This window comes from Pseudomonas sp. NFACC37-1, from assembly GCF_900101575.1.
Taxonomy (GTDB): domain Bacteria; phylum Pseudomonadota; class Gammaproteobacteria; order Pseudomonadales; family Pseudomonadaceae; genus Aquipseudomonas; species Aquipseudomonas fluorescens_AA.
Window position 1 is genome coordinate 445,092 of the sequence record NZ_FMUZ01000001.1, and the last position, 22,113, is coordinate 467,204.

The 22,113-nt window shown below is 62.9% G+C and carries 19 protein-coding genes; 6 read left to right on the forward strand and 13 right to left on the reverse strand.

Going from position 1 to position 22,113, the window contains the following annotated elements; translation table 11 throughout:
* A complete protein-coding gene (locus BLP82_RS01900) occupies positions 1–774 on the forward strand; it encodes an L-iditol 2-dehydrogenase (RefSeq protein ID WP_092164845.1) in 774 nt (257 codons plus the stop codon).
* 194 nt (positions 775–968) lie between these two features.
* Positions 969–1,820: a CAP domain-containing protein gene (locus tag BLP82_RS01905; RefSeq protein WP_092164846.1), complete on the forward strand. Its 852-nt coding sequence runs from the start codon at positions 969–971 to the stop codon at positions 1,818–1,820.
* A gap of 80 nt (positions 1,821–1,900) precedes the next feature.
* Here BLP82_RS01905 and BLP82_RS01910 read toward each other — a convergent pair whose 3' ends face one another.
* On the reverse strand, positions 1,901–2,794 hold the full coding sequence (locus BLP82_RS01910) for an NAD(P)/FAD-dependent oxidoreductase (RefSeq protein ID WP_092164847.1): 894 nt from the start codon (positions 2,792–2,794) through the stop codon (positions 1,901–1,903).
* 147 nt (positions 2,795–2,941) lie between these two features.
* On the opposite strand from BLP82_RS01910, the gene BLP82_RS01915 reads away from it, so the two are divergent.
* Positions 2,942–3,409, forward strand: a complete 468-nt coding sequence (locus BLP82_RS01915; protein WP_092164849.1) for an Rrf2 family transcriptional regulator — start codon at positions 2,942–2,944, stop codon at positions 3,407–3,409.
* A 114-nt stretch (positions 3,410–3,523) separates the two neighbouring features.
* Here BLP82_RS01915 and mqo read toward each other — a convergent pair whose 3' ends face one another.
* The 10 genes from mqo to pedF all read right to left on the reverse strand — a co-directional run bounded on the left by mqo (position 3,524) and on the right by pedF (position 15,569).
* On the reverse strand, positions 3,524–5,167 hold the full coding sequence (gene mqo, locus BLP82_RS01920; protein WP_060742587.1) for a malate dehydrogenase (quinone): 1,644 nt from the start codon (positions 5,165–5,167) through the stop codon (positions 3,524–3,526).
* Between the two features lie 484 nt (positions 5,168–5,651).
* Complete coding sequence (locus tag BLP82_RS01925) at positions 5,652–7,022, reverse strand: hybrid sensor histidine kinase/response regulator (protein WP_092164850.1); 1,371 nt, start codon at positions 7,020–7,022, stop codon at positions 5,652–5,654.
* Entirely contained in the window at positions 7,006–8,163 is a 1,158-nt protein-coding gene (gene ercA / locus BLP82_RS01930) for an alcohol dehydrogenase-like regulatory protein ErcA (RefSeq protein WP_092164851.1), read from the reverse strand. The genes BLP82_RS01925 and ercA overlap by 17 nt, the downstream gene beginning before the upstream one ends.
* Before the next feature lie 132 nt (positions 8,164–8,295).
* Entirely contained in the window at positions 8,296–8,367 is a 72-nt protein-coding gene (gene pqqA, locus BLP82_RS01935) for a pyrroloquinoline quinone precursor peptide PqqA (RefSeq protein WP_003243383.1), read from the reverse strand.
* Positions 8,368–8,625: 258 nt separating this feature from the next.
* Positions 8,626–10,146 carry an acetaldehyde dehydrogenase ExaC gene (locus BLP82_RS01940; RefSeq protein WP_092164852.1) on the reverse strand — a complete coding sequence of 507 codons (1,521 nt, stop codon included), beginning with the start codon at positions 10,144–10,146 and terminating at the stop codon, positions 8,626–8,628.
* 283 nt (positions 10,147–10,429) lie between these two features.
* Positions 10,430–12,205 carry a PQQ-dependent methanol/ethanol family dehydrogenase gene (locus BLP82_RS01945; protein ID WP_092164853.1) on the reverse strand — a complete coding sequence of 592 codons (1,776 nt, stop codon included), beginning with the start codon at positions 12,203–12,205 and terminating at the stop codon, positions 10,430–10,432.
* Between the two features lie 300 nt (positions 12,206–12,505).
* A complete protein-coding gene (locus BLP82_RS01950; RefSeq protein ID WP_092164855.1) occupies positions 12,506–13,444 on the reverse strand; it encodes a quinoprotein relay system zinc metallohydrolase 1 in 939 nt (312 codons plus the stop codon).
* 16 nt (positions 13,445–13,460) lie between these two features.
* On the reverse strand, positions 13,461–14,216 hold the full coding sequence (locus BLP82_RS01955) for a quinoprotein dehydrogenase-associated SoxYZ-like carrier (RefSeq protein ID WP_092164857.1): 756 nt from the start codon (positions 14,214–14,216) through the stop codon (positions 13,461–13,463).
* 10 nt (positions 14,217–14,226) lie between these two features.
* Positions 14,227–15,102, reverse strand: a complete 876-nt coding sequence (locus tag BLP82_RS01960) for a substrate-binding periplasmic protein (RefSeq protein WP_092164859.1) — start codon at positions 15,100–15,102, stop codon at positions 14,227–14,229.
* A 5-nt stretch (positions 15,103–15,107) separates the two neighbouring features.
* Positions 15,108–15,569 (reverse strand): cytochrome c-550 PedF, encoded by a 462-nt coding sequence (pedF, locus tag BLP82_RS01965; RefSeq protein ID WP_092164861.1) that lies wholly within the window; start codon positions 15,567–15,569, stop codon positions 15,108–15,110.
* A 253-nt stretch (positions 15,570–15,822) separates the two neighbouring features.
* On the opposite strand from pedF, the gene exaA reads away from it, so the two are divergent.
* Together exaA and BLP82_RS01975 are read left to right on the forward strand one after the other, a co-directional pair.
* Complete coding sequence (exaA, locus tag BLP82_RS01970) at positions 15,823–17,688, forward strand: quinoprotein ethanol dehydrogenase (RefSeq protein WP_092164863.1); 1,866 nt, start codon at positions 15,823–15,825, stop codon at positions 17,686–17,688.
* A gap of 147 nt (positions 17,689–17,835) precedes the next feature.
* Positions 17,836–18,480, forward strand: coding sequence for a pentapeptide repeat-containing protein (locus tag BLP82_RS01975; protein ID WP_092164865.1), 645 nt, complete (start codon positions 17,836–17,838; stop codon positions 18,478–18,480).
* A gap of 177 nt (positions 18,481–18,657) precedes the next feature.
* On the opposite strand, the gene BLP82_RS01980 is transcribed toward BLP82_RS01975, so the two are convergent.
* Both BLP82_RS01980 and BLP82_RS01985 read right to left on the reverse strand, forming a co-directional pair.
* Positions 18,658–19,296: a response regulator gene (locus BLP82_RS01980; RefSeq protein ID WP_092164866.1), complete on the reverse strand. Its 639-nt coding sequence runs from the start codon at positions 19,294–19,296 to the stop codon at positions 18,658–18,660.
* On the reverse strand, positions 19,296–20,549 hold the full coding sequence (locus BLP82_RS01985; protein ID WP_092164868.1) for a HAMP domain-containing sensor histidine kinase: 1,254 nt from the start codon (positions 20,547–20,549) through the stop codon (positions 19,296–19,298). The genes BLP82_RS01980 and BLP82_RS01985 overlap by 1 nt, the downstream gene beginning before the upstream one ends.
* A 377-nt stretch (positions 20,550–20,926) precedes the next feature.
* On the opposite strand from BLP82_RS01985, the gene BLP82_RS01995 reads away from it, so the two are divergent.
* Positions 20,927–22,093, forward strand: a complete 1,167-nt coding sequence (locus tag BLP82_RS01995; RefSeq protein ID WP_092164872.1) for an ABC transporter substrate-binding protein — start codon at positions 20,927–20,929, stop codon at positions 22,091–22,093.
* Positions 22,094–22,113: the final 20 nt, after the last annotated feature.

Consider the following 22,113-nt stretch of genomic DNA (forward strand, 5'->3'; position numbering starts at 1 on the left):
ATGAAACGACTGGAAGGAAAAAATGCCCTGGTGACCGGCGCCGCCCGGGGTATCGGCAGGGCGTTTGCCCAGGCCTATATCAACGAAGGCGCCACGGTGGCGATCGCCGACATCGACCTGAAACGGGCCCAGGCCACCGCCGCCGAACTGGGCGACAGCGCCTACGCGGTCAAAATGGACGTAACCGACCAAGCTTCCATCGACCAGGCCATCGCGGCCGTGGTAGCCCGGGCCGGCAAGCTGGATATCCTAATCAACAACGCCGCGCTGTTCGACCTGGCGCCCATCGTGGACATCACCCGCCAGAGCTACGAACGGCTATTTTCCATCAATGTCGCCGGCACACTGTTCACACTGCAGGCGGCGGCACGGCAGATGATCCGCCAGGGCCACGGCGGGCGGATCATCAACATGGCCAGCCAGGCGGGCCGGCGGGGCGAGGCCCTGGTGGCGGTCTATTGCGCCACCAAGGCAGCGGTGATCAGCCTGACCCAGTCCGCCGGGCTGGATCTGATCAAGCATCGGATCAACGTCAACGCCATTGCCCCCGGCGTGGTGGATGGCGAGCATTGGGATGGCGTGGACGCGCTGTTCGCCCGCCACGAAAACCTGCCGCAAGGGGAAAAGAAGCGCCAGGTCGGACAACAGGTGCCCTATGGCCGGATGGGCACCGCGGAAGACCTCACCGGAATGGCGATTTTCCTGGCCTCGGCGGAGAGTGAATACGTGGTGGCGCAGACGTACAACGTCGATGGCGGTAACTGGATGAGCTAATAATCCGGGTTTTTATGGCCTTGAAACGACGGAAATGGACTTATTCGCTTGAAAATTGATCCCAGTACTTGAGGATTGTCCCGAACGGTACCCAACGGTGCCGTTCCAAGGGATTTCAAGAGAGCGTGAATACCGTTGCCCCAGCGGGGCAAAAATTGCGCATCATAGGCGCCGTCCGCTCAAGGGAGATTTACATGCGTGCCATTTCATCCGTCATGGGTCTTGTCGTGCTGTTGCTGGGCCTGGTGTTCACCACCAGCGCCACGGCCACCGAAGAGACGCAACTGGTCGAGTCCATCAACCTTTACCGCAGCCAATCCCAAAGCTGTGCCGGCCAGGCCTCGCTGGAGCTGCCGCCGCTGGCCATGGACTCCCGGCTGATCCTGTCGGCCAATGGCATTGGCGACCTGCAGCAGGCGCTGGCGCGGGCGGCCTATCCCATGGTCAACGTGCAAGCCATCAGCCTGTCCGGGCCGCGCGATGCGCAATCGGCCATGAAAGCCGTGCAGGAAAGCTTCTGCCAGGTGGTGCTCGACCCGCAGTTCGTTGATATCGGCGTCAGCCGCCTGGATCGCGAATGGCGCATCGTGCTGGCGCGCCCTTTGTTGTCGGCGCGCCTGGGTGATTGGCAAACCGAAGGCCAGAAACTGCTGAAACTGATCAACAGTGCCCGCGCCCAGCCGCGTCGCTGCGGCACCGAAGCCTTCGCCGCCACCACGCCGCTGGCTTGGAACGCCACCTTGGCCCTGGCCGCCGTCACTCACACCCGGGCCATGGCCAACAACAATTTCTTCGACCACAAGGACCGCGACAACCGCACGCCGGGCGACCGCGCCGAACTGGCTGGCTATCTGGGCCAATTGATCGGCGAGAACATCGCCGCCGGGCAGGACACGGCCCTCAAGGTCGTGGACGGCTGGCTGGCCAGCCCGGGGCACTGCGCCAACCTGATGAACCCGCAGTTCCGCGAATTGGGCGCCGGGTATGCGACCGATCCGAAAAGCGATGCGGGGATTTATTGGACGGCGATGTTTGGCACCCAGTAGTACCGGCACCGGCGCCATCGCGAGCAAGCTCGCTCCCACAGGGCTCAGTGCCTCAATAGGGGAACGAGCCTGCTCGCGATTCAATGCCCCCCGAAGATCAACGACCGATGCACGCCTGAGCCCGCCCTCACCCCGTCTCCCACCGACAGCGCCACCGAGCCGAAGGGCATGGCCGCGTCGCCACAGGCGAACACCCCTGGCACGCTGGTTTCCCGGGTCATGTCGCTCTGGATGAAGGCCCCCATCGGCCCGTCCTCGAATTCACATCCCAGGGACTCGGCCAACGGACTGGCGACGCGGGTGCGAGGCAGGACAAACAGACCATCAATGCTCACCACTCGACCATTGGCCAACACCACGTCGGCCCGGTCGCCTTCGATGCGCTCGATGGGCTCGGGCACCATCGTGACTCCGCGTCGCTCCAGGCTGGCACGCTGCTCAGGGTCGGGCTCGAACACGCCGCGCGTGAAGAACGTGGTCGGCCCCCAGTCCGGAAGCATCAACGCATGGTGCAAGGACATTTCCGAGGTCGCCAGCACGCCGATCGGCCCTTGCTCCAGCTCATAGCCATGGCAATACGGACAATGAAACACGCTCTTGCCCCAGCGCTGCGCCAGCCCTTCCACGTCGGGCAAATCATCGATCACACCGGTGGCCAACAGCAGCCGGCGGGCATCGAAGCACTGCCCGTCGCTCGTTGCCAGGGTAAAGCCGTCCGCCACCTTGCCGGCATTGATCACCGTGCCCGATACCCATTCAACGGTCGGATAGGCCATCAGTTGGCGGCGCGCATCCTCGGCGATGTCCCCGGGAGCCCGGCCATCCTGACCGAGAAAGCCATGGGAGCTGGCAGCGAAGCGATTGCGACGCTGACCGGCATCGATCACCAATACCTTGCGCCGGGCACGGGCCAGTTGCAGGGCTGCGGACATACCGGCGTAGCTGCCGCCTGCGATGATGACGTCATAGCGCATGATCATTCTCCAAGAAAGGTTTCGACGGGTGCGGCGAAGTCACGACACATCGTAAGTTCCCTGAAAAGCGCCTGTCAACGATCTCGTAACTTTTACAATTACAGGCGATACTCACACCCGCCTCCGCCATGGAATACCGCAACGATCATGAGAACCGACACCCGCCTGTCCCGCATGCTGCATGTGCTGATCCACATGGGCCGCCACCAGCAATCCGCCACCTCCGATACCATTGCGCAGATGCTGGGCACCAACCCGGTGGTGGTGCGTCGGACCATGGCCTTGCTCAAGGAAAAGGGCTATGTCACGTCGGAAAAAGGCCATCGCGGCGGCTGGACCTTGAGCAAGCCGCTGTCGGAGATGACCTTGCTGGATATCCATCAGGCCTTGGGCAGCACGTCGATCTTCGCCATCGGCCTGTCCACCGATCATCCGCAATGCTTGGTGGAACAAGCGGTGAATGCGGCGTTGACGGATGCGTTCGATGAGGCCCAGGCGTTGCTGCTCAAGCGTTTGGGGGCGATTACCCTGGCGCAGTTGGCGGAGGATTTTGATCTGCGGTTTCGACAGATTTGCGCAGAGGACGGGGCTGACCTTTCGCGGATGGGGCATTGATGTTGGCGGGTGTACCGCCATCGCGAGCAAGGTCGCTCCCACAGGGTTAACCGAGCCCCAAAAAAACGCCGCTCAATGAGCGGCGTTTTTGTACCTCACCAGACAGCGTCCGGCTTACAGCGCCATGTCAGCCGCTGGGTTGGCTTCACGGGCTTCCGCCGGCTTGGCCGGTGCCGCTGGGGCGCCTGGCTTGCCGATGGCCGGTGGCGGGTCCAGTTGCAGGACCTCGCTGGTGTAGGCCCATTCCTGGGCTACGCGCTCAGGGCTATCGTTGAGCTTGGTGCCGTAGCTCGGCACGATCTGGTGCAGTTTTTCCTGCCAGGCCGGGCTGGCAACCTTGTCCTTGAAGACCTTCTCAAGCACGGTCAGCATGATCGGTGCAGCGGTCGAGGCGCCAGGCGAAGCACCCAGCAGGCCGGCGATGCTGCCGTCCTGGGAGGCAACCACTTCGGTGCCGAGTTTCAGGACGCCGCCCTTCTCTTCGTCACGCTTGATGATCTGCACGCGCTGACCGGCCTGCCACAGGCGCCAGTCTTCTTGCTTGGCTTCCGGGAAGTACTCTTTCAGGGCGTTGAAGCGATCTTCATCCGACAGCATCAGCTGGCCGGCCAGGTATTCGACCAGTGGATACTGTTCGATACCGACCTTGGTCATCGGCCACATGTTGTGGGTGGTGGTGCTGGTCAGCAGGTCGAAGTACGAGCCGTTCTTCAGGAACTTGGTGGAGAACGTAGCGAACGGGCCAAACAGGATCACGCGCTTGCCATCGAGCACACGGGTGTCCAGGTGTGGAACCGACATCGGCGGTGCGCCCACCGAAGCCTTGCCGTACGCCTTCGCCAGGTGCAGCTGGGCAACGGTCGGGTTTTCGGTGACCAGGAACGAACCACCCACCGGGAAACCTGCGTATTCACGGGCTTCCGGGATGTCGGACTTCTGCAGCAGGTGCAACGCCCCGCCACCGGCGCCGATGAACACGAACTTGGCGTCGGTCTCGGTTTCGGTACCGTCTTTCAGGTTCTTGTACGAAACGCGCCAGGTGCCGTCTTCGTTGCGGGTGATCTCTTCCACTTCGCTGGACAGCTTGAGGGAGAAGTTCGGCTTGGTTTGCAGGTAAGCCGCGAATTGACGAGTGATTTCGCCGAAGTTCACGTCAGTACCCAGGGGACTCCAGGTGGCCGCGACTTTCTGGCTCGGGTCACGCCCTTGCATCATCAGCGGAACCCACTTGCTGATCTGCTCGCGATCTTCGGAATACTGCATGCCGGCGAACAACGGGCTGGCCTGGAGGGCTTCGTAGCGCTTCTTCAGGAACGCGATGTTCTCGTCGCCCCACAAAAAGCTCATGTGCGGCGTGGAGTTGATGAACGAACGCGGGTTCTTCAGCACACCGTTCTTGACCTGCCAGGACCAGAACTGGCGGGAGATCTGGAAGGCTTCGTTGATTTCGATGGCCTTGGAGATATCGACCTTGCCGTTCTTGTCTTCCGGCGTGTAGTTCAGTTCAGCCAAAGCAGAGTGACCGGTACCGGCATTGTTCCAGCCGTTGGAGCTCTCTTCGGCAACACCGTCCAGGCGCTCGACCATTTCCATGGTCCAGCCCGGCTCCAGCTCATTGAGCCAGACGCCGAGTGTCGAGCTCATGATGCCCCCACCGATGAGCAAGACATCCACTTTTTTTGGCTCGGCGGCGTGCGTGGTCGCAAGACCCATCGCCATCGCCAGGCCCAGTAGCGCCGTGTGTGTTTTCTTCAACATGTGTGTATCCCTAGGATGGAACGCCATTCCGCCCTCCGGTCCTGATCAATGATAGACCACATCCACGGCCAGAAAGCCAGGGGGATGGGATCGAGACGGACTGGAGGATGGACCTACAGGGCCGAGCAGTTCGTCGGCCTCTCGTTTATGTCTCTCCGGCGCTGACTTCTTGTAGGTCTTGGCTTCAGCTGGGTGAGGGACGCTGCGAAATGGTGATTATCGAGCTGGCATAGCCGCGCCCGATTGTCGCAGCGGGGGGAGTTTACATAAGGAAATAAACAGATCGAAGCGCATTTTTACATTCTTGGCAAAAACACCGACCAAATGACGGCATTTTAATGGCCCTCGCGACGAATTCGTGTAGGAGCTGTCGAGTGTAACGAGACTGCGATCTTGCCTGGCCGCTTGAGTCCTAAGCGGATGAATTAAAGGATCGCAGCCTCGCTGCACTCGACAGCTCCTACAGAGTATCTACAACACAAACCTATCCGAGCATCTGACTCAACACCGCCCGCAACTTGCCAGGCTTGACCGGTTTGTTCAGCAGCGGTGCATCCAGTTTGCGCAAGGCGCGGCGGCACTGGTCGCTGCGGTCGGCGGTGATGATCACCGCCGGGATCGCCTGGCGAAAATGCTCGCGCAGGTGCTTGACCACTTCACAGCCCACGACCCCATGATCCAGGTGGAAATCCGCCAGAATCAGCTCCGGCGCCCGCCCCTGCAGCACGTCAAGGGCACCCGCCTCGTCGGTGGCGGTCAACACGTCGCAGCCCCATTGCCCCAACAGCGCGGCCATGCTTTGCAAGATGCTCAGCTCATTGTCGATCACCAACAAGCGCCGCCCCGGCAGCGGGTTGCCGGCGACCGCCTGTACCGGGGCCAGCGACACGGGCAATGGTTTTTCGCTGGACAGCGGCACCTCGATACTGAACACCGAGCCCCGTCCCGGCCGCGAACGCACCTGCACCCGGTAGCCGAGGATATGGGCGATGCGTTCGACAATCGCCAACCCCAGGCCCACGCCTTTGCGATCCGCCGCCCGGCCGACGTCCAGTTGATTGAATTCGAGGAAAATCGACTCCAGGCAATCGGCGGCGATCCCCCGCCCCGTGTCCCAGACTTCCAGGCTCAAGCGCCCTCCCCGGCGTCGGGCCGCCAGGAGAATGCCGCCTTGGTCGGTGTAGCGGCAGGCATTGCTCAGCAGATTACGCAGGATACGGCTGATCAATCGCAGGTCGGTCAGCACCGCTTCGTCGCCAAACCGCACTCGCAGCTCCAACCCGGCGGCACCGGCCACCGATTGAAACTCCGACACCAGCGGCCCCAACAACTCATCCAGTCGATATGGCGCCAGGTCGGGCTTGACGGCGGCCTGATCCAGCCGGGAAATGTCCAGCAGGTCGGTGAGCAGGTCTTCGGCGCCTTCGAGCGCCTGGTGGGTGCGTTCGACCAGCACGTGTTCGGCGACAGGCAGTTCGCGTTCACGCAACGTAGAGATCAGCAAGCGAGCCGCGTTCAGTGGCTGCAACAGGTCATGGCTGGCGGCGGCCAGGTATTTGTCCTTGCTGCGGTTGGCGGCCTGGGCGACGTCCCGGGCATCGCGCAACTGCTGTTCTACCCGTTCGCGCTGGGCAATCTGCTGCTGCAGGTTGTGGTTGGCTTCCAACAGCGCATCGGTGCGCTCGGCCACCCGCTGCTCCAGTTGGTCGTTGAGCTGTTGCAGGTGTTGCCGGGCCTGTTCCAGCTCATCGAGGCGCGCCGTCAGTTCCGGATAATGACTCTTGCGCGTCGAGTGATTACCCAGCCCCAGCAGTCCCTCCAAGGCTTTTTGGAGCTCGTCAGAGGGCTTCGCCATAGACGACCTCGACATCCCGCTGGCTCGACTCCCGAGGATTGGTGAGGATGCACGGGTCGTGCATCGCATGTTGCGACAGGAACGGGATATCCGAGGTGCTCACGCCGTGCAGGCCCAGGGTTTCGTGGAAACCGATGGTGTGCTTGAGGGCAATCAGGTGCTCCACCAGGCGGGTGCGGATCTGCCGGTGGTTGAGCCCCCGGCAATCGATGCCCAGGGTCTCGGCAATCACCTTGAAACGCTCCGGTGCCGAGTTGTAGTTGAACGCCACCACGTGCTCCACCAGTACCGCGTTGCACAGGCCATGGGGCAAATCGAGGAACCCGCCCAGGCTGTGGGACATCGCGTGCACAGCCCCGAGGATCGCATTGGAGAACGCCAGCCCGGCCTGCATGCTGCCCAGCATGATTTTTTCCCGCAGAGCGATGTCCGCCGGATTGGCGATCATCTGCACCAGATTGCCATTGATCAGGCGCATGGCTTCCAGGGCATGGGGGTCGGTCAACGGGCCGTGACCGGTGGACACGAACGCCTCGATGGCATGCACCAGCGCATCGATGCCGGTACAGGCGGACAGGAACGGATCCATGCTCAGGGTGGTTTCCGGGTCGATCAGCGACACGTCCGGTACCGCCGCCTTGCTGACGATGGAGAATTTCATGCGTTCTTGCTGGTTGGAGATGATCACGAATTGCGACACGTCAGCCGACGTCCCCGCCGTGGTGGGTATCAGGATCAGCGGCGGGCTGGGCACGTTCAGGGTGTCGACGCCTTCGAACTCGAGGATATTGCGGCCGTGGGCAACGACAATGCCGATGCCTTTGCCGCAATCCATCGGGCTACCACCGCCCACCGCGACGATGACATCGCAATGGTTTTCCCGGTACAGGTCGGCACCGAGCATCACTTCCTCGACCCGTGGATTGGGCGAGACCGCGCTGTAGAGGCAGTAATCGATACCTTGGGCCTGGAGACTGGCCTCGACGTCCGCCACCCAACCGGCGGCGATGACCCCGGGATCGGTGACGATCAGCACTTTGCGTGCCCCGAAGGTCTTGGCGTAGTTGCCGACATTGTGCCGACAACCGGCACCGAACATGATTTCAGGAGAAACGAACTTGCGCAGCGGGCTGAGGCTCATCTTTTCAGTTACGTGGCTCATTGGTAAGCCTGTTGTTATTGTCAGGGGATACCTTGAGCCTAAAGCATCCCGCTGTGAATGCAATCAGACCAATGGGTAGCCCGGCCTGAATGTTCCAGGCCGGGCCAGCACTCATCGGTTGGCGAAGTACATCGTCACTTCAAAGCCGATACGCAGGTCGGTGTACGCGGGTTTAGTCCACATGGGTCTTTCCTCTTCTTGTACCGGGCGATTCCGGCAAGGTCATTAATGCACGCCACGCCTGGGGCTCGAATGCTACTTTCGAAGCGGTGGGTGGGGTGCGTTGGTAGCACAGGCCATTCGATCGTTCCCGCGCTCTGCGTGGGAATGCCTCAACGGACGCTCCGCGTTCGGCTTTTTGGGACGCGGAGCGTCCCGGGCTGCATTCCCACGCAGAGCGTGGGAACGATCAACTCTGCGTGGGAACGATCCCCCCGTAGGTTAGAAGAACCCCAACGGATTGATGTCGTAGCTCACCAGCAGGTTCTTGGTCTGCTGATAGTGATCGAGCATCATCTTGTGGGTTTCACGCCCCACGCCGGACTTCTTGTAGCCACCGAACGCGGCATGGGCCGGGTACAGGTGGTAGCAGTTGGTCCACACGCGACCGGCCTTGATCGCCCGGCCCATGCGGTAGGCGCGGTTGATGTCGCGGGTCCACAGGCCGGCACCGAGGCCGAACTCGGTGTCGTTGGCGATCGCCAGGGCTTCGGCTTCGTCCTTGAAGGTGGTCACACCCACCACCGGGCCGAAGATCTCTTCCTGGAACACACGCATTTTGTTGTGGCCCTTGAGCAGGGTCGGCTGGATGTAATAGCCGCTCGACAAGTCACCTTCCAGGTGCTCGGCCGCACCACCGGTCAGCAACTCGGCGCCCTCTTCCCGGGCGATCTCCAGGTAGGAAAGGATCTTGTCGTATTGCTGCTGGGAAGCCTGGGCACCGACCATGGTCTCGGTATCCAGCGGGTTGCCGCGCTTGATCTTGGCGATTTTCTTCATCACCTCGGCCATGAACGGCGCATAGATCGACTCTTGCACAAGCGCACGGGACGGGCAGGTGCAGACCTCGCCCTGGTTGAAGAACGCCAGTACCAGGCCTTCGGCGGCCTTTTCGATGAAGGCCGGCTCGGCCTGCATGATGTCTTCGAAGAAGATGTTCGGCGACTTGCCGCCCAGCTCCACGGTGGACGGGATGATGTTCTCGGCGGCGCATTTCATGATGTGCGAGCCGATCGGGGTGGAACCGGTGAAGGCGATCTTGGCGATGCGCTTGCTGGTGGCCAGGGCTTCGCCGGCCTCGCGACCGAAACCATGGACGATGTTCAACACACCGGCCGGCAGCAGATCAGCGATCAGCTCCATGAATACGGTGATCGACAGCGGCGTCTGCTCGGCCGGCTTGAGCACGATGCAGTTACCGGCGGCCAGGGCCGGGGCGAGTTTCCAGGCGGCCATCAGCAGCGGGAAGTTCCACGGGATGATCTGCCCGACCACGCCCAGGGGTTCGTGGAAGTGATAAGCCGTGGTCAGTTCGTTGATCTCGGCGGCCCCGCCCTCTTGGGCGCGGATGCAACCAGCGAAATAACGGAAATGGTCAGCCGACAGCGGCACGTCGGCATTGAGGGTTTCGCGCACGGCCTTGCCGTTGTCCCAGGTTTCTGCAACGGCGAGGACTTCCAGGTACTGCTCGATGCGGTCGGCGATTTTCAACAGCACCAGGGAGCGGTCCTGCACCGAGGTCTTGCCCCAGGCGTCGGCGGCGGCATGGGCGGCATCCAGGGCCTTGTCGATGTCGGCGGCGCTGGAGCGTGGGAATTCGGCAATGACTTCGCCATTGACCGGGGACGTGTTGGTGAAGTACTCGCCGTTGACCGGCGCGACGAATTCGCCGCCGATGAAATTGCCATAGCGCGGCTTGAAGGAAACGACGGCGCCTGGGGTTCCGGGTTGTGCGTAGATCATGATGGGGCCTCTGCCTGGTCGATGCCTGTCACGGGACAAGCGATAGGCCGATGGTAGAGAGCCCCGCCGGCCGGACGAATGCGTCGTTGGCAGGGGGGCTCTCGTTATTTGGTCGTAGGTTTTGAATTTCTGGGATGCGAGAACCAACTATGGGCGCGGTCCATTGTGGCGAGGGGATTCATCCCCGCTGGGCTGCGAAGCAGCCCCAAATTTTCTGCGAGCGCTGCGCACTCGAGCGGGGATGAATCCCCTCGCCACAAGGACCGCGCCCGGCCCGTTCAACTCAGCGTTTGGCCACCAACGCTTTCGGCAACTTGAAGGTCCAGAGCATGCCACCCTGGTTGAAGTCTTTCACACGCTTGGCCACCTCGCCGCCCCACAGCGGCACCGCGCCGCCCCACCCGGACACCACGGAGACGTATTGCTCGCCGTCCATTTCCCAAGTGATGGGCGAGCCAAGCACGCCGGAGCCGGTCTGGAATTCCCAGACCTTTTCCCCGGTCTTGGCGTTGAAGGCCTGCAGGAACCCTTCAGGCGTCCCGGTGAACACCAGGTTACCCTTGGTGGTCAGCACCCCGCCCCACAGTGGCGCATAGTTCTTGTGGCGCCAGACTTCCTTGCCAGTCTTCGGGTCGATGGCCCGCAGTACACCGATGTAATCCTCGTTCAGCGGCTTGATGGTGAAGCCGGCCCCGAGGAACGCCGCGCCTTTCTTGTAGGCGATGCCTTCGTTCCAGATGTCCATGCCCCATTCGTTGGACGGCACGTAGAACAGGCCAGTGTCCTGGTTATAGGCCATGGGCATCCAGTTTTTCGCGCCGAGGAACGCCGGTGCCACGAACACCGAACTGCCCTTGGCTTCGCTGCCCGGAGCACCCGGACGGCTGGCCTCGTTGTAGATCGGCCGGCCGTCCTTGTCCAGGCCCGTGGCCCAGGTGATCTTGTCGACAAACGGGAAGCCGCGGATGAATTTGCCGTTGGTGCGGTCAAGCACGTAGAAGAAGCCGTTACGGTCGGCGGTGGCCGCGGCCTTGATGTCCTTGCCGCCTTCCTTGTAGTTGAACGAGATCAGTTCGTTGACGCCGTCATAGTCCCAGCCGTCGTGCGGCGTGCTCTGGAAGTGCCATTTGATGGTGCCGTCGTCCGGGTTCAGGGCCAGACGCGAGGAGGAATAGAGGTTGTCGCCAGGACGCAGGTGGGAGTTCCATGGCGCCGGGTTGCCGGTGCCGAACAGCAACAGGTTGGTTTCCGGGTCGTAGTAGCCGCCCAGCCAAGGCGCCGCACCGCCGGTCTTCCAGAGATCGCCCGGCCAGGTCTTGCCCGCCTCGCCACCGGAAATGCCATTCTCGACCGCCTTACCGTCCTTGTAGACGTAGCCCATGTGGCCTTCCACGGTCGGACGGGTCCACAGCAGTTCGCCGTTCTTCGGATCATAGGCGCTGATCTGGCCCACCACGCCGAACTCGCCACCGGCCACGCCAGTGATCAGCTTGCCGTTGACGATCAGCGGAGCGGCACTGATGGAGTAGCCTTCCTTGTGGTCGGCGACCTTCTTGCTCCACACCACTTTGCCGGTGTCCTTGTTCAATGCCACCAGCTTGGCGTCGAGGGTGCCAAAGAACACCAGGTCGCCATACAGCGCCACACCGCGGTTGATCACGTCGCAGCAAGGGCGGATGTCATCGGGCAGACGCGCATCGTACTGCCACAGTTTCTTGCCGGTGCGCGCATCCACGGCAAACACCCGAGAATAGGAGCCGGTGAGGTACATCACCCCGTCCTTGATCATCGGCTGGGCTTGCTGGCCGCGCTGCTTTTCGCCGCCGAAGGAGAACGCCCAGACCGGACGCAGATCCTTGACGTTGCTGTCGTTGAGCGTGTCGAGTGGGCTGTAGCGCTGGCCCTGGACGCCCAGGCCATTGGTCACGATCTGCTCGGGGTTCTTCGGGTCCTGGAGAATTTCCTGATCGGTCACGGCTGCAAGGGCCGAACCGGACAGCAGCATGGCACTGAGCAGCAGGCTCACGGCGAAGGGTTGGCGACGTGCGGGATGACTCATGACGGCTACCTCTGCGGTTATTGTTATACCCGGGAAATTTTCCCGGTCTGTCGCAGATTCTTAGGCTCGGGGCCGCCGGCAACAATTGCCCGCTGTGTTGAGTTTTCTAGTTCCTTGGTACATGTGGGGCCGTTGCCTGTGTCCACAATGCCTGCGACGGGCCCATTTGTGGCGAGGGGATTTATCCCCGTTGGGGCGCGAAGCGGCCCTTTATCTTCTGCTGACGATTAGGGTGGCTGGACTGGCTCATGGGGCTGCAAGCCCAGCGGGGATAAATCCCCTCGCCACAGGGGTGTGTCTTCAGCCTGGGTCATGGGCATCTACCCGCGTCATCACCGCCCGTTCATAACGTGGATAGAGATGGCTGGCGCTACGAATCAACTCATACCGACTCAGGCTGATCCCGGCGAAGCGTTCGGGGATGGGGCTGCGGATCATCTCGGCCATGTCCTCGCCCCGGGCCGCGCCGTCGCGCATCAGTTGGTCGAGCCAGCCCAGGTAATCGCGCATCTGCGCAAAGGGTCGGGCGTCAGTCGCCACTGGGCCATGGCCGGGCACGATCTGCTTCCAGGGCAAGGCCTGCAGGGTGTCCAGGTCTTTGAGCCAGACCTCCAGCCCCGGGCTGTTGGGGGTGGTCAGGGCCCGTTCGTAGAACACCAGGTCGCCGGCGAACAATACGCCGGTGGTTTCGTCGAGGATGGCCAGGTCGGCCCCGGTATGCCCGGCCAGTTGCAGCAATCGCAACCCATGATTGCCCACCTTGAGCACACCGGGCGTCAACACTTGGCTGGGCAGCACCACCTCGGTGCCGCGCATCCAGTCGCCCACCAGCCGGTACATGTTTTCCGCCATGGCATCGCCCTGTTGCCGCAGCAAGTCCGTGGTCCCGGCCAAGGCACCGATGGGCACGTCGCTGAACGCCTGGTTGCCCAATACGTGGTCGGGGTGATGGTGGGTCAGCAAGACTTGGATGACCGGCTTATCGGTGGTCGCCGCAATGGCCTGGCGCAGGGCTTCGCCGTAGCGCTTCGACGGCCCGGTGTCGATCACCACCACGCCGGCATCGGTGACGATGAAGCCGGTATTGACGATGTTACCGCCGTTGGTCTTGGCAAAGTTTTCGGTGCTGCCTTCCAGCAGCCAGGTGCCTTCGGCGATCTGCCGGGGCTTGAGTGAATAATCGGTGGCGGACCATGCCGGCAGGCACAGGCCAAGACAGATCAATAACAGCCAGCGCATGGCGCGTTCCTTCTGGTCAGGGAATGGCCGCCTCGAACGCGTTGCCGCTGTTGTCGCGCAGCATCAGGCGGGTCTGTCCCGGGCCTTGGATATCGAAGCCCAGGTTGGGGTTTTCGCTGACCGCCGGGAACAGCTCCAGGCGCGCCAGCAGCTTGCCGTCGGCGTCCAACAGTTGCGCCTGGTTGATAAAGAATTCCGGGATGCCGCTCACCAGGCCGTTGTCCATGGGGTGGGCAATTTGCAGGCGCAAGCGACTCGACTCCCCTCGCGGATACCGCCCACCCAGCACCTCGCCCAGGTGCTCTTCCCAACCCGGCTGGGTGCGCACCACGCTGGGCGCGGTACAGCCACCACCCGCCGCGTCGATCAGGGTCGAACCGACGTGCCAGAGGCCATCGCGGGTCTGCACGGCGGCCCGCAACGGCGTGGCCTGCTCGATACGAATACGGATCGACAACCAGGGCAGCACCCGCTCCCCCGGGTGGAAGTCGACGATCTTCGGCAACGGATTCAATTCGGCCCAGGCCAGCACCCGTACGACGTCGCCGGCAAAGGCCCGGGCATCGATTTCCAGTGGTACCTGGCGCGCGTCTTCGGCAAAGGGCGGTGCCAGCAACCGAACCCGCTCGTCGAACACGAACGGCGCGTCCCCCAACAATTGCTTGTGATAGAAGGCCCACATCACCGACGGCACCGGATCCTTTCCTGGCTCGACCGCCATCGCCAGCCACGGCAGGCACCACAACAGCAGGCCATACGCTCGCCAGTTCATCCCTGCGCTCCTATTGGTACATCTCGGGCACTTCGTAACGCAGGCCGTAATGGGCGTAGACAGCCTTGACGCTGCCGTCACGGATCAAGCCTTCCAGTGCCTCTTCCACCGCATAGGCCAACTGACGGTTGCTTTCATGCACCGCCATGCCGATTTCCCAGCGCTGCTTGCCCATGTTCGGATAGGCATTCTCCGCCAGTGCCAGTTGCGGGTCGGCCGCCTCATGCACTTGCCAGTCGATTTCCCCACGCATGGCCATGACCGCGTCGACCTCGCCAGCCTGCATGGCCCCGAAGGCTTTGGCGACACTGGGGTAATGGCGGGTCTTGGCGCTGAGCATGCCGTTGAACACCGAGGTCAGGTAGAACGACGGCACGCTGTCGACCTCCACCCCGATAGGGTGCTGCTGGAATACCGCGACGCTGCCCACCGAATCCAGCCGGCGACGGTCATACGCCACCTGCCAGCACTCCTGCTGGTAAGGCCCGAACATCACCACCTGGGCATTTTCCAACTCACCCACGTCGTTGCGGCGTTGCACATAGTCGTGATCGTACGGGACGCGCATCATCAGGTCGGCCAGTTGCCGGTCATGCAGCGGACTGCTGCGCCAGATGTAGTCGCGCAGATCGTCATCGAGCTTTTCGCCGGGCGGCGCCCAGATCAGTTGCAGGCGCACACCCAGCGCATTGGCCAAGGACTGGGCCAGTTCGACGTCGACCCCCCTGGGCTGGCCCTGGTCTTCGAAGCTGTAGGGGGCGAAGTCCTTGTAGACCGCCACCTTCAGTTCCCCGGCGGCGATCATCTGATCGTAGCTGCGCACCTGGGCCTGAACCGCCTGGGCACCCAGCAACACGCAGCAGATTACCCAGGCGAACCAGCGCATGGCGATCACTCCTCGACGTGCACGCTGTCGAGATAAGTGCGCACGGCCCACAAGGCTTCCTGGCTCAGGTAATCGGCCATCTTCGGCATATAGACCCGACCGTCGCGCACCGCGCCGTGGCGTACGCGCTCGACGAACCATTCATCACCGGCTTCGGCTGCGTCCAACATGCGCAGGTCCGGGGCGATCCCACCGGACTTGGCTTCCAGGCCATGGCACGCGGCGCAGTTCTGGTTGTAGGCCGAGGCGCCGATTTCCACAGCTTTGTCACGCTCGGGAGAACTGCGGTATGGGTTCTGCGAAGCCCAGCCATCGCCGTCAAGCGGCAGGTTGGTGTCCTTGACCGGGGTCAAGCCTTTGGTTTCCACTGCCTGGGGCACTACGTTGCCGTGGGCCCACGCGGAGCCTGCGCCGATCAGCCCCATCAGCAGTGCGGTAGCGATGATGGCGTTGCATTTTGTTGTCATTGTTATGCCCTCTGGATTGCACGCATGACCTCTCTGCAGAGGCCGTGCCGTCATCTTAGGAACCACACCGCCACAGCCGAATGCTGCTTTGGTGGCCGCGGTCTAGTTCCTTGGTAGCAGGCCATCCGACGCAAGTCGCAAAGACAGGCGGTTCGGGAAGTCTTCCCGGCAAAGGCGGGACTTTTTCCGTATCGGCCAGGCACCGGCGCGACCCAACCTAGTCAGGCCAAAACCTTCACTGGGAACTGCCACCATGAGAATAAAAACGCTACCCGCCCTCTCCTCCTTGACTGTTGCCTTGCTATTGGCCGGCAGTCTGTCGCTGAGCCCCTTGGCCAGCGCCGCGACGCCAGGGGTCAGTTGGGAAGACATTGCCAACGACCACCTGACCACCCAGGACGTGCTGCAATACGGCATGGGCACCAACGCCCAGCGCTGGAGCCCGCTGGCCCAGGTCAACGACAAGAACGTGTTCAAGCTCACCCCCGCCTGGTCCTACTCGTTCGGTGACGAGAAGCAGCGCGGCCAGGAATCCCAAGCCATCGTCAGCGATGGCGTGGTCTACGTCACCGGTTCCTACTCGCGGGTGTTCGCCCTCGACGCCAGGACCGGCAAACGCCTGTGGACCTACAACCACCGGCTGCCGGACAACATTCGCCCGTGCTGCGATGTGGTCAACCGCGGCGCGGCCATCTATGGCGACAAGATCTACTTCGGCACCCTGGATGCGCGGGTGGTCGCCCTGGACAAGAACACCGGCAAGGTGGTGTGGAACAAAAAATTCGGTGATCACGCCGGCGGCTACACCATGACCGGCGCACCGGTGCTGATCAAGGACAAGACCAGCGGCAAGGTGCTGCTGATCCACGGCAGCTCCGGCGACGAGTTCGGCGTGGTCGGGCAGTTGTTTGCCCGCGACCCGGACACCGGCGAAGAAGTCTGGATGCGCCCGTTCGTCGAAGGCCACATGGGCCGTCTCAACGGCAAGGACAGCACCCCGACCGGCGACGTCAAGGCGCCCTCCTGGCCCGACGACAAGACCACTGAAACCGGCAAGGTCGAAGCCTGGAGTCATGGCGGCGGCGCACCTTGGCAGAGCGCCAGTTTCGACGCCGAGACCAACACCATCATCGTCGGTGCGGGCAACCCCGGCCCGTGGAACACCTGGGCGCGCACGGCCAAGGACGGCAACCCCCACGACTACGACAGCCTCTACACCTCGGGCCAGGTCGGTGTCGACCCAAGTACGGGCGAGGTGAAGTGGTTCTACCAACACACGCCCAACGACGCTTGGGACTTCTCCGGCAACAACGAGCTGGTGCTGTTCGACTACAAGGACAAGGACGGCAAGGTGGTCAAGGCCACCGCCCACGCCGACCGCAACGGCTTCTTCTACGTGGTGGACCGCAACAACGGCAAGCTGCAGAACGCCTTCCCCTTCGTCGATAACATCACCTGGGCCAGCCACATCGACCTGAAGACCGGCCGCCCCGTGGAAAATCCCGGCCAGCGCCCGGCCAAGCCACTGCCCGGCGAAACCAAGGGCAAGCCGGTGGAAGTCTCGCCTCCGTTCCTCGGCGGCAAGAACTGGAACCCCATGGCCTACAGCCAGGACACCGGCCTGTTCTACGTCCCCGGCAACCAGTGGAAAGAGGAATACTGGACCGAAGAAGTGAACTACAAGAAAGGCTCGGCCTACCTGGGCATGGGCTTCCGTATCAAGCGCATGTACGACGATCACGTCGGCAGCCTGCGGGCGATGAACCCCACCACCGGCAAGGTGGTGTGGGAGCACAAGGAACCGCTGCCGCTGTGGGCCGGCGTGCTGGCGACCAAGGGCAACCTGGTGTTCACCGGCACTGGCGACGGATTCTTCAAGGCCTTTGATGCGAAAACCGGTAAGGAGCTGTGGAAGTTCCAGACCGGCAGCGGCATTGTCTCCCCGCCCATCACCTGGGAACAGGACGGCGAGCAGTACATCGGCGTGACCGTCGGCTACGGCGGCGCCGTACCGTTGTGGGGCGGTGACATGGCAGAACTGACCAAGCCCGTAGCCCAGGGTGGGTCGTTCTGGGTGTTCAAGATTCCGAGTTGGGATAAGGCGACCGCGCAGAAATAGCCCGATCCCACCTGAATCCTGATCGATACAACAACCCCCTGTGGGAGCGAGCTTGCTCACGATGGCGCCGCGTCAGTCAACATCAATGCCGGCTGAACCACCGCCATCGCGAGCAAGCTCGCTCCCACAATTGCCCGAGTTCATGCCATGAGATGCTTGTCATTGCTGCTTCTGTTCGTTGGCGCCTTGGCCAACGCCGACGACCTCGACACCCCACTCACCCTCAACGGCTGCGTCATCGCCGAAGCCAGCCAATGCCCCGGCGCCAACCTGCGTGGCGCAAAACTGGCGAACCAGGACCTGCGCAAGATGAACCTCAGCGGTGCCGACCTGCGCGACGCCGACCTGCGGCACGCGCGGCTGGACCTGGCCAACCTCGAGAAAGCCCAGCTGCAGGGCGCCAACCTGACCCGCGCCAGCCTGCAACAAAGCAACCTGCGCCTGGCGGACTTCAGCGGCGCCACGCTCAAGGCGATCCAGGGCTGGGGGCTATTCGCCCAGGGCACGCAGTTCCAACGTGCCGACCTGACCGCCGCCTACCTTCAGTTCGCCCGCTTGTCCGGCGCGCGGCTGCAAGGTGCCAACCTGCAGGCCGCAGACCTGGAGATGGCCTGGCTGAGCAAGGCCGACCTCAAGGGCGCCGACCTGCGCGACGCCAACCTGCAGGAAGCCAAGCTCGGCGAAAGCAACCTGGAACAGGCCAACCTGAGCGGTTCTCGCCAGCACTATGGAAATTTCCAGGATGCGAATATGGAAGGCTGCACCGGCTGCCCGACTTCTTGGGATCAGTAAGGATTGCCACAGAACCCTGTGGCGAGGGGATTTATCCCCGTTGGGCTGCGAAGCAGCCCCTGGAGCAGCTCACTCAGTGAATCTGACACACCGAGTTGTCAGGTTTTGGGGCTGCTTCGCAGCCCAGCGGGGATAAATCCCCTCACCACCGTTGACCATCGCAGTGGAACCAGGGATTCACCCCGCCACCCGCACCACCCCCATATCAATCCCCAAGTGCACCAACTCGGCATGGGAGCTGACCTGCAACTTGCTCTTGAGCAACGTCAGGTGGTTGGACACGGTCTTGGCGCTGATGCACAGCTGCTCGGCAATGGTGCGCGCCGGTGTGCCCTTGGCGAGCATGACGAAGATCTCCAACTCCCGCTGGGTCATGCATTGCAGGCGCGGGTCGACATCCTGCCGGGAGCTGGCGCAGGCCAGTTGCGTGGCCAGGGACTGTTCGATGTAGGCATGACCGGCCAGCACTCGGCGTACCGCTTCCACCAACACCTGGGGCGCCGAATTCTTGGTCAGATAGCCCGCGGCGCCGGCGTCCAATGCCTGGCGCACCAGCGGCAATTCGTCGTGCATGCTGAAGAACAGCACCCGCAGTTGCGGCAGGCGCTGGCGTAGCCGGCGGGTGGTTTCCAGACCGCTGATACCGGGCAGGCCAAAGTCCATGATCAGCAGGTGCGGCACCTGTTCCTGCACCAGGCTCAGCGCCTCTTCACCGGTGGCTGCTTCGCGGACCTGCAGGTCCGGCATCAGCGCCCGTAGCAGGCTGGCATAGCCCTGCCGAACCACCGCATGGTCATCCACCAACAAAATGTTCATCACGCCTCCAGGGCAATATTCAAGGCCAGCGCCCAACCGGCGCCAGGCTGGCTGATGATGCGCAACTCCCCGCCCAGGCTGCGCGCCCGTTCGGACATCGAGTGCAAGCCCACACCGGCGCGCGGTGGCTGCGTCGCACCGCGGCCGTTGTCGCGCACCAGCAAGCGCAGGCGCCCGGCGCGATGTTGCAGGCGAATCCTTACCTGCGTGGCACCGGCATGCCGGGCAACGTTGGTGAGTGCTTCCTGCAACAGGCGATACAGGTGGGTCTTGTCCGATCCGGACATGGGCGGCAAGGCTTCGTCGATCCGCAGCTGACAGGCGATGCCCTGGCTGGCCTGCCATTGCCCGGCCAAGAGCCCGATGGCTTCGCACAATGGCAGGTGCTGCAACACCACCGGGTACAAGTCATGCACCAGCGCCCGGAAACCTTGTTGCAAATGCTCGCAATGGTCTTCGAGCTGGCTGACGGTCTGCTCCAGCACCGGCGGCTGATCCATCACCAGGCGCAACAGGCAGGCGCGGGCACGAATGCCGGCCACGTATTGGCCCAGGTCGTCGTGCAGGGTCTGGGCCAGCCGGGTGCGCTCCTGTTCCTGCACGGCCAGCAAGGCCTGGGTGAGCCGGGCGTTATCGGCCTGGGCCGCGGCCAGGGCGGCGGTCATGCGATTGAAATGCCCCGCCAGTTGCTGCGCTTCCGGAACACCTTCAATGCCCAGGCGCACCTGCAGGTTGCCGGCAGACACCTGACGCAGTGCCTGCAGCAATTCATCGAGCAAACGCATACCCCGGCGTACCGCCCAGCGGATCACCAACAGGCTGAGCGACAGCGCCAAGGCGCAGACGTACAACAGTTGCACCAACGAATCGAGAATCTCGTCGATTTCGTCCCGCGGATCGACGGCAATCCAGGCCCGCCGACCGTCAGGCAACGCCACCACCTGGGCCGCGGGGCCGTCGTCCAGTAGCTGGCGGCCGAGCCAGGCTTTCATCCCGTCTTCATCCGCGGGGAACCGTTCCCCAGGGGAAAGCCAACGGACCCGCACATGACGCAGGCTGCCGGTCAACCGCGGCTGGAGACTGGCCGGGTCGCGCTCGGCGGTTTCACGCAGGTAATGCACCACCGACTCGGCCGATTGCAATTCTCGCTTCACATCGGCTGTGGCCTGGTGCAACAGCAAGACGGCACAAGCCAGGGTGACCAGGGCGAAGAAGGCTGACACCCAGAGGTTGATGCGCCATAGGGCCGACATGGCTAGTGCTCCAACCCTGAATTGATACCCCCACCCTGTGGGAGCGAGCTTGCTCGCGATGACGGCGGCACAGCCGATACCGAGGCCGACTGAACCAACGCTATCGCGAGCAAGCTCGCTCCCACAGGAGGGGTTGGAGAGTTCCAGGCTTGGGGACGATCCACCCCGATCAAGCTCAGGATCAGCAGCAACGTCAGCAGCAGGGTCTTGAGAATCCGCATGGTCTGTCCCTTCCTGGGCAATGACGATGCCTTGCATCCTAAAACCCCGGCTTCCAACGCGAGTTACTACCTTGGTACTGCCCCGGCGGTACTTTCTGCATATTTCCCCAGGGCCATAGCCTTCCTATGCTGGCGCTACCCGCAATGGAGGACGTCATGCGCCGGCTCGTCAGTTACGCCCTGGTTTTTCTGCTGGCAGCGGCGACCGCTCACGCGGGCGATGCCACGCCGTTGCAAGTACGCATCGGCTACCTGGGTTATCGCCCCGACCCCGGCCCGCTGTTATCCAATGTCATTGCCGAGCCTGCCGATGCCGGGCAGCGCGGCGCCGAATTGGCGATCATCGACAGCAACAGCACCGGGCGCTTCCTCAAGCACGACTATCGCCTGGACAGTGCCAGCGTCGACACCCCCGAAGCCCTGCTCCAGGCTGCCCGCGCCCAACACGACCAAGGACTGCGGCTGTTCGTGGTCAATGCACCGGCCGCCAGTCTGCGCGATCTCAGCGCCGCCCTGCCCGACAGCCTGCTGTTCAACGCCGGCAGCCCCGACGACAGCCTGCGCACCACCGATTGCCTGGGCAACGTGCTGCACAGCCTGCCCGATCGAGCCATGCTCGCCGATGCCCTGGTGCAGTTCAGCGTGGTGCGCAAATGGCAGCGGGCCCTGCTGATCGTCGGCCAGACACCCGAGGACCAGGCCTATGCCACTGCATTGCGCCGGGCCATGAAACGCTTCGGCATGAAGATCGTCGCCGAGAAGGCCTGGCAGTTCGACAATGACCAGCGCCGCAGCGCCCAGGCCGACATGCCGCTGTTCACCCAGACCGCCGAATACGACGTGGTGCTGGTGGCTGACGAGCGCGGCGACTTCGGCGAATACCTGCCCTACCAGACCTGGTACCCACGGCCAGTGGCCGGCACCCAAGGGCTGACGCCCACCGGCTGGCACAAGACCGTGGAAACCTACGGCGCGGCGCAGTTGCAAAAACGCTTCGAAGCCCTCGCCGGGCGCTGGATGAACGACCGTGACTTCGCCGCCTGGATCGCCGTGCGCAGCATCGCCAGCGCCGTGAGCAAACTGCGTCAGACCGACCCGTTCGCCCTCCGCCAACTGGCCCTCAGCGACCAATTGCCCCTGGACGGCTTCAAGGGACGCAAGCTCAGCTACCGGTCGTGGAATGGCCAACTACGCCAACCGATTCCCCTGGTCCAGCCCCGGGCGCTGGTCAGCACCTCGCCCCAGGACGGTTTTCTGCACCCCTCCAATGAAATGGACAGCCTGGGCTATGACCGGCCCGAAGTGAGCTGCCGTTACCCCTGATCGATAACAACAATAAGGAA